Source organism: Methylorubrum rhodinum (assembly GCF_014199935.1).
GTDB classification, from domain to species: domain Bacteria; phylum Pseudomonadota; class Alphaproteobacteria; order Rhizobiales; family Beijerinckiaceae; genus Methylobacterium; species Methylobacterium rhodinum.
In genome coordinates, this window is record NZ_JACHOP010000008.1 from 77,540 (window position 1) to 90,351 (window position 12,812).

The 12,812-nt window shown below is 70.8% G+C and carries 11 protein-coding genes; 6 read left to right on the forward strand and 5 right to left on the reverse strand.

Going from position 1 to position 12,812, the window contains the following annotated elements; all coding sequences use genetic code 11:
- The first annotated feature begins 1 nt into the window (after position 1).
- Positions 2-673, forward strand: a complete 672-nt coding sequence (locus tag HNR00_RS11600) for a class I SAM-dependent methyltransferase (protein WP_183569379.1) — start codon at positions 2-4, stop codon at positions 671-673.
- Positions 674-764: 91 nt separating this feature from the next.
- A complete protein-coding gene (locus HNR00_RS11605; protein ID WP_183569381.1) occupies positions 765-1,400 on the forward strand; it encodes a hypothetical protein in 636 nt (211 codons plus the stop codon).
- Positions 1,401-1,539: 139 nt separating this feature from the next.
- Here HNR00_RS11605 and HNR00_RS11610 read toward each other — a convergent pair whose 3' ends face one another.
- Positions 1,540-3,252 (reverse strand): aminotransferase class III-fold pyridoxal phosphate-dependent enzyme, encoded by a 1,713-nt coding sequence (locus HNR00_RS11610; RefSeq protein ID WP_183569383.1) that lies wholly within the window; start codon positions 3,250-3,252, stop codon positions 1,540-1,542.
- A 35-nt stretch (positions 3,253-3,287) separates the two neighbouring features.
- Here HNR00_RS11610 and asd point away from each other — a divergent pair, with 35 nt between their 5' ends.
- The 4 genes from asd to ruvX all read left to right on the forward strand — a co-directional run bounded on the left by asd (position 3,288) and on the right by ruvX (position 9,265).
- A complete protein-coding gene (asd, locus tag HNR00_RS11615) occupies positions 3,288-4,160 on the forward strand; it encodes an archaetidylserine decarboxylase (protein ID WP_183569536.1) in 873 nt (290 codons plus the stop codon).
- 542 nt (positions 4,161-4,702) lie between these two features.
- Entirely contained in the window at positions 4,703-7,780 is a 3,078-nt protein-coding gene (putA, locus tag HNR00_RS11620; protein WP_183569385.1) for a bifunctional proline dehydrogenase/L-glutamate gamma-semialdehyde dehydrogenase PutA, read from the forward strand.
- Between the two features lie 415 nt (positions 7,781-8,195).
- Positions 8,196-8,771: an SMI1/KNR4 family protein gene (locus tag HNR00_RS11625; protein WP_183569386.1), complete on the forward strand. Its 576-nt coding sequence runs from the start codon at positions 8,196-8,198 to the stop codon at positions 8,769-8,771.
- Complete coding sequence (gene ruvX / locus HNR00_RS11630; protein WP_183569387.1) at positions 8,768-9,265, forward strand: Holliday junction resolvase RuvX; 498 nt, start codon at positions 8,768-8,770, stop codon at positions 9,263-9,265. Before HNR00_RS11625 ends, ruvX begins: the two co-directional genes overlap by 4 nt.
- On the opposite strand, the gene HNR00_RS11635 is transcribed toward ruvX, so the two are convergent.
- From HNR00_RS11635 to gatC, 4 genes are all read right to left on the reverse strand, one after another.
- A complete protein-coding gene (locus HNR00_RS11635; RefSeq protein ID WP_183569388.1) occupies positions 9,262-10,212 on the reverse strand; it encodes a class I SAM-dependent methyltransferase in 951 nt (316 codons plus the stop codon). The two genes, ruvX and HNR00_RS11635, sit on opposite strands and share 4 nt — an antisense overlap.
- Before the next feature lie 246 nt (positions 10,213-10,458).
- Positions 10,459-10,773, reverse strand: coding sequence for a hypothetical protein (locus tag HNR00_RS11640; protein ID WP_183569389.1), 315 nt, complete (start codon positions 10,771-10,773; stop codon positions 10,459-10,461).
- 7 nt (positions 10,774-10,780) lie between these two features.
- The gene (gene gatA, locus HNR00_RS11645; RefSeq protein WP_183569390.1) at positions 10,781-12,262 is read right to left on the reverse strand and encodes an Asp-tRNA(Asn)/Glu-tRNA(Gln) amidotransferase subunit GatA; all 1,482 of its coding nucleotides are present in this window, start codon (positions 12,260-12,262) and stop codon (positions 10,781-10,783) included.
- A gap of 85 nt (positions 12,263-12,347) precedes the next feature.
- Complete coding sequence (gene gatC / locus HNR00_RS11650) at positions 12,348-12,635, reverse strand: Asp-tRNA(Asn)/Glu-tRNA(Gln) amidotransferase subunit GatC (RefSeq protein WP_091945450.1); 288 nt, start codon at positions 12,633-12,635, stop codon at positions 12,348-12,350.
- Positions 12,636-12,812: the final 177 nt, after the last annotated feature.

The following is a 12,812-nucleotide window of genomic DNA, read 5'->3' on the forward strand; positions in this document are numbered from 1 at the left end:
CATGGCAGGAAACGGCGTGCACCCCACCGTCGACGACATGCGTACGGAAGGGGTCGCCAAGGCCTACGACCGCTGGGCGCCGGTCTACGATCTCGTCTTCGGCAAGGTTTTTGCGCGCGGCCGCTCGGCGGCGATCGACGCGGCCGAGCGGGTCGGCGGGCGCATCCTCGAAGTCGGCGTCGGCACCGGCCTCTCGCTGCCGCAATATTCGCCCCGCAGCCGGCTCGTGGGCGTCGACCTGTCGGCGCCGATGCTGGAGAAGGCCCGCGAGCGGGTCGCCCAATTGGCCTTACGCAACGTCGAGCAGCTCGACGTGATGGATGCCGAGCACCTCGCCTTCGCCGACGCCTCGTTCGACGTGGTGGTGGCGCAATACGTCGTCACCGCGGTGCCGAACCCGGAGGCCGCCCTCGACGAGTTCCTGCGCGTGGCCCGCCCCGGCGGCGAGATCGTCATCACCACCCGCGTCGGCGCCGACAAAGGTGTTCGCGGCGCGATCGAGTCGCTGCTCTCGCCGGTCGTCAACCGGCTGGGCTGGCGCACCGAGTTCTCCTGGCAGCGCTATCAGGCCTGGATCGACCGCACCGCGGGCGTGAGCCTGATCGAGCGCCGGCCGCTGCCGCCGCTCGGGCATTTCTCGCTGGTCCGCCTGCGCAAGTCCGACGCGGCCTGACGGACCCCATTCCCCTGGAACCCGCCGCCGGACCGAACCGGCGGAAGACACCTCAATTCTGCATTCCAACTCCCATCGAGAGGAGACGACCATGGGCGGCTTTTTCGAATCGTTGCGCGTGCAGCGGTGGGACGATCACCGCTACTATCACCACAGCCGGATCAACCAGTCGCTGCATCTCCTGAGCGCGCTGAGCTTCGTGACCGCTTACGTGATCTGCTTCCACGATCCGGCGGTGGCCGCGCTGATCGCGTGGCTCGTCTCGATGACGAGCCGGCAGGCCGGGCATTTCTTCTTCGAGCCCAAGGGCTACGACCACGTCAACCACGCCACCCACGATCACAAGGAAGAGATCAAGGTCGGCTACAACCTTCAGCGCAAGGTCGTGCTGATGGCGGTCTGGGCGCTCTCGCCGCTCCTGTTCTACGTCAGCCCGTCGCTGTTCGGACTGATCGAGCCGCACCAGAGCGCGGGCGAACTCGTCCGGCATGTCGGCTTGCTGTGGTTCGCGATCGGGATCGGCGGCCTCGTCTTCCGGGTGCTCCAGCTCTTCGTCATCCGCGACGTCGAGACCGGGCTGGTCTGGGCGGCCAAGATCGTTACCGACCCATTCCACGACATCAAGCTGTACTACCGGGCGCCGCTCTACCTGATGCAGGGCGAACTGATCGACCGCGGCCTCGCCGACGAGGTCGCCGAGGAAGCCGCGCGCAGCGCCGCGCGCTGACGGGAGCGGGACGCGTCTCTCCTCCCCCTTGTGGGGAGGAGTTGGAGGTGGGGGTGGTGCCGGACAAGGCTCAGCGATTCATCCTGAACCACCCCCACCCCTGACCCCTCCCCAAAAGGGAGAGGGGAACGCGATCCGCTTACTCTGCCGGCACCGGGCTGTTCCCCGCATCGGCCGCCACGCCGCCGCGCCCGCGCAAGCCCCGCCAGCGCACGGCAATCATCTCCCGCAGCACCCCACGGCGGATCGCCTTGTCGGTCGTGGCCGGGCCGGCCCACCAGCCGTCCGCCTCCATGGCGCGCGCGCCCGCGACGAAGCGCTCCGTCACCGCCGCGATGTCCGCGTCGGTGTAGTTCAGGCTGAAGATCAGGCGCCCGGTGCCGACCCAGGACAGGGCCAATCCTTCGAGGCGCAAATAATATTGCAGCAGCCAGTTGTAGCGGGCGGGCCGCGTGTAGAGCACCGTCCAGATCGACGACATGTTGACGACGCGCACCGGCAGCCCCTCCGCCTCCAGCCGCCGGTTCAGCTCGGCCGCGCGGGCGTCCCAGCGGGCGTCGAGATCGGCGTAGAGCGCCCGGACCTCCGGCGTCTCCAGCCGGCGCAGGAAGGCGTTCATCGCCCCCATCACGTAGGGGTGCGCGTTGAAGGTGCCGCGGGCAAAGCAGATGTCGCCCGGCCGGTCCTCGCGAAAGCGCCGCATCAGGGCGTGGCGCCCGCACAGCAGGCCGATGGGCAACCCGCCGCCGAGCGTCTTGCCGTAGGTGACGAGGTCGGCCCGCACTCCGAAATAGTCCTGGGCGCCCCCCGGCGCGAGGCGAAAGCCGACGAACACCTCATCGAAAATCAGCACGATGCCGCTCGCCGTGCAGACCGCGCGCAGGCGCCCGAGCCAATCCGCATAGGCCGCGCGGTCGAAGGCGGCGCGGCGGCCGGAATCGACCAGCGCGCCGTCGGAGGGCGCGCCGCCATTGGGGTGCATCGCCTGAATCGGATTGACCAGCACGCAGGCGATGTCGCGGCGGGTGGCCAGCACCTTGAGGGTCCGCTCGGACATGTCGGCGAGCGTCAGGGTGTCGTTGGCGGGCCGCGGGTTGCCGATGCCGGGCTGCACGTCGCTCCACCAGCCGTGATAGGCGCCGCAGAACCGCACGATGCGCCGCCGGCCGGTCCGGTACTGCGCGAGGCGCACCGCCTGCATCACGGCCTCCGTGCCGGACATGTGGAACGAGACCTCGTCCATCCCGGAGACGGCGCGCAGCCGCCGGACGTTGTCGGCGACCACCGGATGCAGGGCGCCGAGCACCGGCCCGAGCGCCTCGACCGCGCCAGCGCCCTCTTGGATGCAGGCCTTGTAGGCGTCGGTGCCGAGGATGTTGACGCCGTAGGAGCCGGTGAGATCGTAGAGGCGGTTGCCGTCGAGATCCGTCACCTCGACGCCCGACGCGCTCTGCAGGAAGCTGCCGGCCGACAGGTTCTCGCGGACGATCCGGCTGAACTGGAACGGCACGCGGTAGCGCCCGGTGAATTGCAGGTCGGAGATGCCGGCCTTGGCCTCCTCCGTCAGCGCGCGCGTCTTCGCGTAGCGCTCGCGGTAGAGGGCGGAGAGCCGCGCGAAGCCGGCGCGGCGGCGGGCGGCGACCGCCTCCGAGGCGCCGTCGACGCCCGCGAACTCTGCCTCGCCGTACTCGTAGAACGGCAGCTGGGCGGCGAACCTCTTCGCCATCCGGACATGGCCCGTCAGCGAGGGGTGCTTGGCCCGCGACAGGGCGAGGCGCTTGCGGCCCCGCACACCGAGAAGAGCCAGAGCCGCCGCAGCGGCCGCGATCGTGATGGGTCCGAAAGCGTCCATGCGCTCAGCGTGAATCAAGGGGATGTCACGGGATGATGACGCTTCGCTCCACCCTGCTGGGCATCGCCCGCCACGAGGATCTGAACTTCCTCCTGACGAACCGGATTCCGCGCCGTTACGCGACCCGCTTCGTCGGCTGGCTCGCCCAGATCCGGCAGCCGCTGGTGCGCGACGTCTCGATGTGGGCGTGGCGGCTCTTCTCCGATCTCGACCTGTCGGACGCGCGCAAGACCCGCTTCGACAGCCTGCACGACTGCTTCATCCGCGAGTTGAAGCCCGGCGCCCGGCCGGTCGATCCGGATGCGGGCGTGATGGTCAGCCCCTGCGACGCCATCGTCGGCGCCTTCGGCCCGATCGAGGGCACCCGCCTGTTCCAGGTGAAGGGCTTCCCCTACCGCCTGGAGGACCTGCTCGGCAGTGCCGAGGCGGCCGAGCGCTACCGCGACGGCGTCTTCGTCACGCTGCGGCTGACGGCCAGCATGTACCACCGCTTCCACGCGCCCCATGACGGCCGCGTGGAGGCCGTCACCTACCTCTCCGGCGACACGTGGAACGTGAACCCGATCGCCCTCAAGCGCATCGAGAACCTGTTCTGCCGCAACGAGCGCGCGGCGATCCGCCTGCGGCTCGACGCCACCGGCGAGGCGGTGACGCTGGTGGCGGTGGCGGCGATCCTCGTGGCGAGCGTGCGCCTGCGCTTTCTCGACATCGGCCTCGACCTCCGCCGGGACGGCCCGCGCACGATCCCCTGTGACGCGAGGCTCGCCAAGGGCGACGAGATGGGCTGGTTCCAGCACGGCTCGACGATCGTGATGCTGGCGCCCGCCGGCACCACGCCCTGCGCCGACCTCGCCGAGGGACGAACCATCCAGGTCGGCCAGCGGCTTCTGGCGCTGCCGCGGCGGTGATCGTTGGGGTCGTTCCGTGAAAGGAGAGGGTCTCCCGACCGTCACCCGGACGTTCGCCGGCCAGCATGTCGTCGCCGCCGTTGCCCTGCAGATCGTCGCGTCCGGCGCCGCCGAGCACCACCTCCCCGGTCGCGTCGCCCTTCACCACCGCGTCGACGGGCTCCCGGTTGATCGAGAAATTTTCCATGATGTCCGCGGCTTCGTGCGCTGAGATACTCGGACGAGTTCTCCTCCGCATCGGGCCCATGACGGTTGAAGGATCGGGGAACGCGGGTGGGTCGGTGGCGGTCTCTCCTTTCTCGGGTGGGGGAGCTTGCCGTCACGGTCAGTCCGGTGTCCGGCGAGACCCTTGCCGACCCCGCGCACTACCGCGGTCGTGCGCCCGAATCCGAAAAGTTGGACAACGCTCGGCGCAGGGCCTCGGGTAAAATCTGTGTGGGCCGTCGCCGTTGCAGGGAGGGGACATGCCGGCTCGGTGCGTCGGCGTGTATCCTGCCTGTCGCTCGCCGGTTGCTTCCCCCGCCCGTGAAAAGGCTCCGCCGATGGATCCCGCGTCCGCCCCGCGCTTCCAGGCCGCCTACGCCCCGGACGACGGCGCACTCGCCGAGGCGCTGCTGCGCGAGGCGGTGCTGCCGACGGAGGCCGAGGCCGGCGTCGATGCGCTCGCCGCCGACCTGATCGCGGCGATCCGCAGCGAGGCCGGGCACGGCGCCGTCGAGACGCTGCTGCAGGAATACGCGCTGACCACCCGCGAGGGGCTGGCGCTGATGAGCCTCGCCGAGGCGCTCCTGCGCGTGCCCGATGCCGCGACCGCTGACCGGCTCATCGCGGACAAGCTGCGCGAGGGCGATTTCGCCCATCACGCGGTCCGCAGCGAGGCCGGGCTCGCCCACGCCGCGGCGTGGGCGCTGGGGCTCGGCGCCCGCCTCGTCTCCGCCGGAGACACGCCGGAGGCGACGCTGGCCGGCATGGTCGGGCGCCTCGGCCGTCCGGCGGTGCGGGCGGCGGCGCACCGGGCGATGCGGATCATGGGCGGCCAGTTCGTGCTGGCCGAGGACATCGGTGCGGCGCTCCGCCGGGCGAGGGCCGGGCCGGCGGGCTTGCGCTACTCGTTCGACATGCTGGGGGAGGGCGCCCGAACGGCTTCCGCCGCCGAGGCCTATCGCCTGTCCTACGCCCAGGCGATCGAGCGGATCGGCCGCGAGGCGGGGGACGCCGCGCTGCCCGCGCGTCCGGGCATCTCCGTGAAACTCTCGGCGCTCCATCCGCGCTACGCGCCGACGCAAGCGCCGCGGGTGATGGCCGAACTGGTGCCGGTGGTGCTGGAGCTGGCCCGCGCGGCGCGGGCCCACGACCTCAACTTCACGGTGGATGCCGAGGAGGCCGAGCGGCTCGAACTCTCGCTCGACGTGTTCGCCGCCCTGCTCGCCGACCCGTCGCTCGCCGGCTGGGACGGGTTCGGGCTGGCGGTCCAGGCCTATTCCAAGCGCTGCCTGCCCGTGATCGACCATGTCGCGGCCTTGGCCACGCATCACGACCGGCGGCTGATGGTGCGCCTCGTCAAGGGCGCGTACTGGGACGGCGAGGTGAAGGCGGCCCAGGTGCAGGGGCTGCCCGACTTCCCCGTCTTCACCCGCAAGGCGATGACGGACCTGAGCTACGTCGCCGCCGCCCGGCGATTGCTGGCGCACCGGCCGCGTCTCTTCCCGCAATTCGCCACCCACAACGCGCTGACGGTGGCGAGCGTGCTGGCGCTCGCTGGCGACGAGGCCGGATTCGAGTTCCAGCGCCTCCACGGCATGGGCGAGGCGCTGTATGCGCGGCTGGCCGAGCGCAGGCCCGGCCTCGGCTGCCGCGTCTACGCACCGGTCGGCGGGCATCGCGAATTGCTGGCCTATCTCGTGCGCCGCTTGCTGGAGAACGGCGCCAACGCCTCCTTCGTCGCCCGCGCCGCCGATCCCGCGGTGCCGGTCGCGCGCCTGCTCGCGCGCCCGCAGGCGCTGATCGAGACGCCGGCGCTGGCGCGCCATCCGAAGATCGCGCGGCCGCGCGACCTGTTCGGGTCGGAGCGGCGCAACAGCGAGGGCCTCGCCTTCGGCGACCGGGCGGCGGTCGAGGCCTTGTGCGCCGGCATCGCCCGCGTGACGGGGCCGTTCGCCGCGAAGCCGATCATCGACGGCCGGGAGCGGGAAGGCCGGACGCGGCCGGTGCTCGGCCCCATCGACGGCGCGAGCCTCGGCACCGTGACGGAGGCCGATGCCGCGACGGCGGCGCGCGCGATGGACGCTGCCGCCCGCGGCGTTTCGGATTGGGCCGCCGCGCCCGCCGAGACCCGCGCCGCCTGCCTGGAGCGCACGGCGGATGCGTTCGCGGCGAACCGCGACACGCTCCTGCACCTGCTCCGGACGGAAGCCGGGAAGACCCTCGACGACGCGCTGGCCGAATGGCGCGAGGCGATCGATTTCCTGCGCTACTACGCGGCGGAAGGCCGAAAGCTGTTTGCCGCGCCCCTCGCCCTGCCGGGGCCGGCCGGCGAGGCGAACACGCTCCGGCTGCACGGGCGCGGCGTCTTCGCGGCGATCTCGCCCTGGAATTTTCCGCTCGCCATCTTCACCGGGCAAATTGCCGCCGCCCTGATGGCCGGCAACGCCGTCGTCGCCAAGCCGGCGCCGCAGACGCCGCTCGTCGCCGACCTCGCCTTGCGCCTGCTGCACGGGGCCGGCATCTCGGTGGGGGCGCTGCACCTCGTCCCCGGCGGACCCGAGGCCGGGGCGGCGCTGATCGGGCATCCGGCGCTGGCGGGCGTCGTCTTCACCGGCTCGACCGCGACGGCGCGGGCGATCAACCGGGCGCTCGCGGCCCGCGACGGCGCGATCCTGCCGCTGATCGCCGAGACCGGCGGCATCAATGCGATGATCGTCGATGCCACCGCGCTCCCCGAGCAGGTCGCCGACGACGTCGTCACCTCCGCCTTCCGCTCCGCCGGCCAGCGCTGCTCGGCGCTCCGCCTGCTCCTCGTGCAGGAGGACGTGGCGGAGGGGATGATCGCCACGATCGTCGGCGCCGCCCGCGAGTTGCGCGTCGGCGACCCGCGTGAGCTGGCCACCGATCTCGGCCCCGTCATCGACGCCGAGGCCAAGGCCCGGCTCGATGCCCACATCGCCAGGATGGGCCGAGAGGCCCGCACGCATCTCGCAGAGACGGCGCCGCCGGGCCTCTACGTGGCGCCGCACGTCTTCGAACTCGAAAGGATCACCGATCTGTGCGAGGAGGTGTTCGGGCCCATACTGCACGTCGTCCGCTACCGATCGGACGAGTTGGATCGTGTCGTCGAAAAGATCCGCGCCGGAGGCTACGGGCTGACGCTCGGCATCCATTCGCGGATCGAGAGCACGTGGACGCGCATCGCGGCGGCGCTGCCGCACGGCAACTCTTACGTAAACCGCAACATGATCGGCGCGGTGGTGGGCAGCCAGCCGTTCGGCGGCTCCGGCCTGTCGGGCACCGGCCCGAAGGCCGGTGGCCCGCATTACCTCGTCCGCTTCGCCACCGAGCGGACGCTCACGGTCAACACCGCGGCGGCGGGCGGGAGCGTCGGGCTCATCACGCTCGACGGGTGAGCGAGGCTGCTCGCTCGACGGTGCCCGATCTGGAACCAATCCGCCGCCGCAGGCGACAACTCCTCAAGTCATCAGGTGATGATGTGGCCGCGCGTCACGGTCTGATCGACGACGATGCCGGGCGGCCGATAGCGGCCGGCATTGGCCACGCCCACGACCATGACCTCGCATGCCAGGATCAGCATCAGCATATGACGACGGGCCAACCGGCGGCGAGGGGCGGCGTGCGGAGTCTCCGGCATCGGGGGGCGGGTCAAGGCGCGGCTCCGGGTTGGTTAACGAGTCCTTAACACCTTTGGCCGCCCGGCGCTCCCTCCCTCCGCACTCGACCGCGCAGGATGGTTAACGGCGGCGGTGGACAAGTCGCCCGCCCGCGGCCTAAGCCGGCCTCCCGCGAGCGCCGGAGGCTTTTGCGATGTGGGACGGCATCTTCCCGGGTCTGCGGCCCGGCCTCAGGTCGAGCGAGGCCGATCTCGCCCGTGCCGAATCCGAACTCGGATTCGCCCTGCCGGGCAGCTACCGCAGCTTCGCCCGCGAATGCGGCGCCGGGCGGATCGGCGGGCATGTCCGCCTGTTCACTCCCGTGCCGGTGGAGGCCGGGGACCTCGTCGCCCGCGCCCACCTGATCGCCCACGGCATCGCCGTGGCCCTCGACGGCCTGCGGAGCACCAGTGACGAGCCCCACCGCTTCACCATGGAGGGCGACGCCGACGCGGAGCTGATGGACCGGGCCTGCTTCTTCGGCGAGACCGCGCGGGGCGACTTCCTGTTCTTCGACGTGACTCCGGGTTTTCCGGAGTACGACATCTGGGTGCTCAACGCCGATCTGGAGAACGTCCATTTCGGCGGCGCCGACCTGCCGGCCCTGGTGCGCGGGCTCCAGGGCCTGGAGGTGCTGCACATCCTCGGCGAGGGCGCCGGCCCGCTGCCCGCGACCTTCGAGGGCGACGACGCCAGAACCCTCGAAGCCCTGGGGACGGCGGACGCGTGAACCGGGACGAGATCGCCGCCTTCGCCGAGGCGTCCTCGGCGCATCCCCGCCTCATGGGGCTCGATCTCGGCACCAAGACCATCGGGCTCGCGCTCTCCGATGTCGGGCGCCGGATCGGCTCGCCGCTGGAGACGATCCGCCGGGTCAAGTTCACGCCGGACGCGCAGCGCCTCGCCGCGCTCTGCGTCCGATACGATGTCGGCGGGCTGGTGATCGGCCTGCCGCTCAACATGGACGGCACGGAAGGGCCCCGCGCCCAGTCGAGCCGGAGCTTCGCCCGCAACCTGAAGCCGATCCTGCCGCTGCCGATTCTGTTCTTCGACGAGCGGCTCTCCACCGCCGCCGTCACCCGCACGCTCTTGGAGGCCGACGCCTCGCGGGCGCGACGGGGCGAACTCGTGGACAAGCTCGCCGCCGCCTACATCCTCCAGGCCTGCCTCGACGTGATGGGTGGGCTGGCCCCGGGCGCCGGGTTCGACGACGAGGACGATTAGCCCGCGGGCTTCTCCGCCACCAGCAGAAGCGAGGCACCCTCGTCGCGGGTCTTCGGCACGGGCTTGATCTTCCACATCACCCAGCCGGCGAGGAAGCCGAACAGCGCGGAGGCGTGCCAGGCCCAGGAGTGCCGGTAGTGCCGGTCGCGGCACTTCACCGGGGAGCAGCGCTCCATCCAGTAGACCAGCCCGTCGACATCGGCCCAGGGCGCGGTCTCGACCCGCGCGTTCACCAGCCCGACCCTGCCGGCGATCGCCAGCAGCGCGTCCTTGGTCCACCATGTCAGGTGGTGGGGCACGGCGTTGATCAGGTAGTTCGGGATGCGCGTATGCGCCGCCGGCACGTGCGGCACGCCGATGATCACCGTTCCGCCCGGCCTGACGGCGCGCACCATGTCAGTCAGCATGCCGACCGGATCCTCGACATGCTCCAGCACCTGGAAGGCGCTCGCCACGTCGTAGCCGCCCTCGTTCGACGTCAGATGGTCCGTCAGGGTCTCGATCCGGGCCCAGTCGGAACCGGGCTCGCCGGAGAAGTGCGGGTCGAGCCCGGTATAGCGGGCGTGGCGCACCTCGTGGCGGAAGGCGCCGAAGCCGCAGCCGACATCGAGCACCCGCGCCCCCTCGGCCACGTGCCGGGCGGCGAGGCGGAATTCGGCCCGCGGATGGCCCTCGCGGGGATAGTGGCGGATGTTCAGCCGGGCATAGAGGCTGGTGTAGAAGCCGGCATCGCCCTGCAGCATCGGATCGAAGAAGTAGAGCCCGGTGGGCGATTCCCACAGCCCGAACCGGCGCGTGCCCTTGAAGCTCGGGCGCACGTCGACCTTGAGGGTGTAGCGCCAGAGATCGATCAGAAAGCGGGCGCTGACCCATTGCACGAGGCGGGTCGCGGGCTCGCCGGTGACCGGGCAGGGCGGATGCGGCGTCGGAGGGGTCGGGGAGGCCATGGCGCCCGTTTCTGCGGCGGAAGCGGGCGCGGCACAAGCCGGGACGGCGACGATGACCCGATCGGTGATCCCTCGAAACGCGACCCGTCAGTCCGGGGCGCCGAAGGCGAACCCGGACCCGGAGGGGCGCGCCGGAGGCGTGCAATCCACGACCGGCCTCGACACCTCGTAAGCTCGCGCATCACGGGTGGATTCCGGGTTCCGCTGCGCGGCCCCGGAATGACGGCGGGAGGATTTATAACACGCTCAGCGGGCGTCCCGCTTCAGCACCCGCCGCGCGCCGTAGCCGGCCGACGCCCACAGGAAGGCCGAGACCGTGCGGACGGGGAAGAAGGTCGGCATGTCGGCGGCGACCGGGGCCGGCCAGGGCAGGCCGACCTTGGTCACGAGCCAGGCGAACAGCACCGAGATCGCCAGCGCGGCAATCGCCGCGATGAACACCTTGCCGAACTGGTCGGCCTTCCAGCCGAGGATGAATGCGATCGCGATCAGCACCGGGTCGAAGCCGGCGAGAATCCAGACCGAGACGGGATAGACCGGAACGACGGGGGGACCGTTCATGCCCGGATCAAGCCCACCAAGCCTGGGGAAGCTTCATCCGCCCGGCCGCATCCTCGATGGTCTGGGCCGCTGCGAACAAAGTCTCCTCGTCGAACGGCCGGCCGATGAGCTGGAGGCCGAGCGGCAACCCTTGCGCGTCGAGCCCCGCGGGCACGGCGATGCCCGGCAGCCCCGCCATGTTCACCGTCACGGTGAACACGTCGTTGAGGTACATCTGGACCGGATCGGCGCTGGCCATCTCGCCGAGCCCGAAGGCGGCCGACGGGGTGGCGGGGGTGAGGATCGCATCGACGCCTTCGGCGTAGGCCTGCTCGAAGTCGCGCTTGATCAGCGTGCGGATCTTTTGGGCCCGCACGTAGTAGGCGTCGTAATAGCCCGCCGAGAGCACGTAGGTGCCGATCATGATGCGGCGCTTCACCTCGCGGCCGAAGCCCGCCGCGCGGGTGTTCTCGTACATCCCGGCGATGTCCTTGCCCGGCACCCGCAGGCCGTAGCGGACGCCGTCGTAGCGGGCGAGGTTCGAGGAGGCCTCGGCCGGGGCGACGATGTAGTAGGCCGGCAGCGCGTATTGCGTGTGCGGCAGCGAGATTTCCTTGATCGTCGCGCCGGCCGCCCGGAGCCATTCCGCGCCCTGGTCCCACAGCCGCAGGATTTCCTCCGGCATGCCCTCGACCCGGTATTCCTTCGGGATGCCGATGGTGAGCCCCTTCACGCCGCGGCGCACCGCGGCCTCGAAATTCGGCACCGGCAGATCGACCGAGGTGGTGTCACGCGGGTCGTGCCCGGCCATGGAGCCGAGCAGGATCGCGCAATCCTGCACCGTGCGGGCGATCGGGCCGGCCTGATCGAGGGAGGACGCGTAGGCGATGATGCCCCAGCGCGAGCAGCGCCCGTAGGTCGGCTTGATGCCGACCGTGCCGGTGAAGGCGGCGGGCTGGCGGATCGAGCCGCCGGTGTCGGTGGCGGTGGCGCCCAGGCACAGATGCGCCGCGACCGCCGCCGCCGAGCCGCCGGACGATCCGCCGGGCACCAGCGGCGTCTCCGACCCCTGGCGACGCCAGGGCGAGATCGTGTTGCCGTAGGCGCTGGTCTCGTTCGACGAGCCCATGGCGAACTCGTCGAGGTTGAGTTTGCCCAGCATCACCGCGCCGTCGCGCCAGAGCTGGGTCGAGACGTTCGATTCGTAATGCGGCTCGAACCCTTCGAGGATCTTGGAGCCCGCGGTGGTGTGGACGCCTTGGGTCGCGAACAGGTCCTTGATGCCGAGCGGCAGCCCTTCGAGCGGCCGGGCCTCCCCCTTGGCGATCTTTTCGTCCGACACCTCGGCCATCTTCAGCGCGCGGTCCGGCGTCGCCACGATGTAGGCGTTGAGCGCACCCGCCTTCTCGATGGCGTCGAGATGCGCCTGCGCGATCTCGCGGGCGGAGAAATCTTTTTGCTTCAGCCCGTCGCGGGCCTCGGCCAGGGTGAGTTCGTTGAGTGCCGTCATGAACGTTCCAGATCGCGGTGCCGTTTCGCGCAAGGCGCGGTGTCTCGCCGGAGCCGAAGGTGTCGCTCCAGAAAGTCCCAAAAAACTACTCGACGACCTTGGGAACGAGGAAATAATTGTCTTCGGTGTCGGGGGCGTTGGCGACGATGTCGCTCGCCCGGCCGCCGTCGTTGACGACGTCCTCGCGCTTCTTCATGCGCATCGGCGTCACCGAGGTCATCGGCTCGACGCCGGTGACATCGACCGCGCCGAGTTGCTCGACGAAGGCCAGGATGGCATTGAGCTCGCCCTGGAGCGGGCCGACCTCCTCGTCCGTGACCGCGATGCGCGCCAGATGCGCGATGCGCCGTACCGTCTTCTCGTCGACCGACATGCCGCCCGTGAAACGTTCGAAGAAAGCCCGGCGGAAGGCCCGCCCGGCATCGGCCGGGCTATAGCACCGGGTTTCGCGGGCCGGCAACGGCGCGACTCTGGACTAAGGGCGGAAGGGCGCGGGATGCGTCGCCGTTGCCCTCGACGCCCGTCGTTCCGGGGCGCCGAAGGCGAACCC

Coding starts and splice junctions, on each gene's coding strand:
- HNR00_RS11600 (WP_183569379.1), top strand. CDS start 2: ATGGCAGGAAACGGCGTGCACCCCACCGTCGACGACATGCGTACGGAA.
- gatC (WP_091945450.1), bottom strand. CDS start 12,635: ATGTCGGTCGACGAGAAGACGGTACGGCGCATCGCGCATCTGGCGCGC.
- gatA (WP_183569390.1), bottom strand. CDS start 12,262: ATGACGGCACTCAACGAACTCACCCTGGCCGAGGCCCGCGACGGGCTG.
- HNR00_RS11610 (WP_183569383.1), bottom strand. CDS start 3,252: ATGGACGCTTTCGGACCCATCACGATCGCGGCCGCTGCGGCGGCTCTG.
- HNR00_RS11635 (WP_183569388.1), bottom strand. CDS start 10,212: ATGGCCTCCCCGACCCCTCCGACGCCGCATCCGCCCTGCCCGGTCACC.
- asd (WP_183569536.1), top strand. CDS start 3,288: ATGACGCTTCGCTCCACCCTGCTGGGCATCGCCCGCCACGAGGATCTG.
- HNR00_RS11625 (WP_183569386.1), top strand. CDS start 8,196: ATGTGGGACGGCATCTTCCCGGGTCTGCGGCCCGGCCTCAGGTCGAGC.
- putA (WP_183569385.1), top strand. CDS start 4,703: ATGGATCCCGCGTCCGCCCCGCGCTTCCAGGCCGCCTACGCCCCGGAC.
- HNR00_RS11640 (WP_183569389.1), bottom strand. CDS start 10,773: ATGAACGGTCCCCCCGTCGTTCCGGTCTATCCCGTCTCGGTCTGGATT.
- HNR00_RS11605 (WP_183569381.1), top strand. CDS start 765: ATGGGCGGCTTTTTCGAATCGTTGCGCGTGCAGCGGTGGGACGATCAC.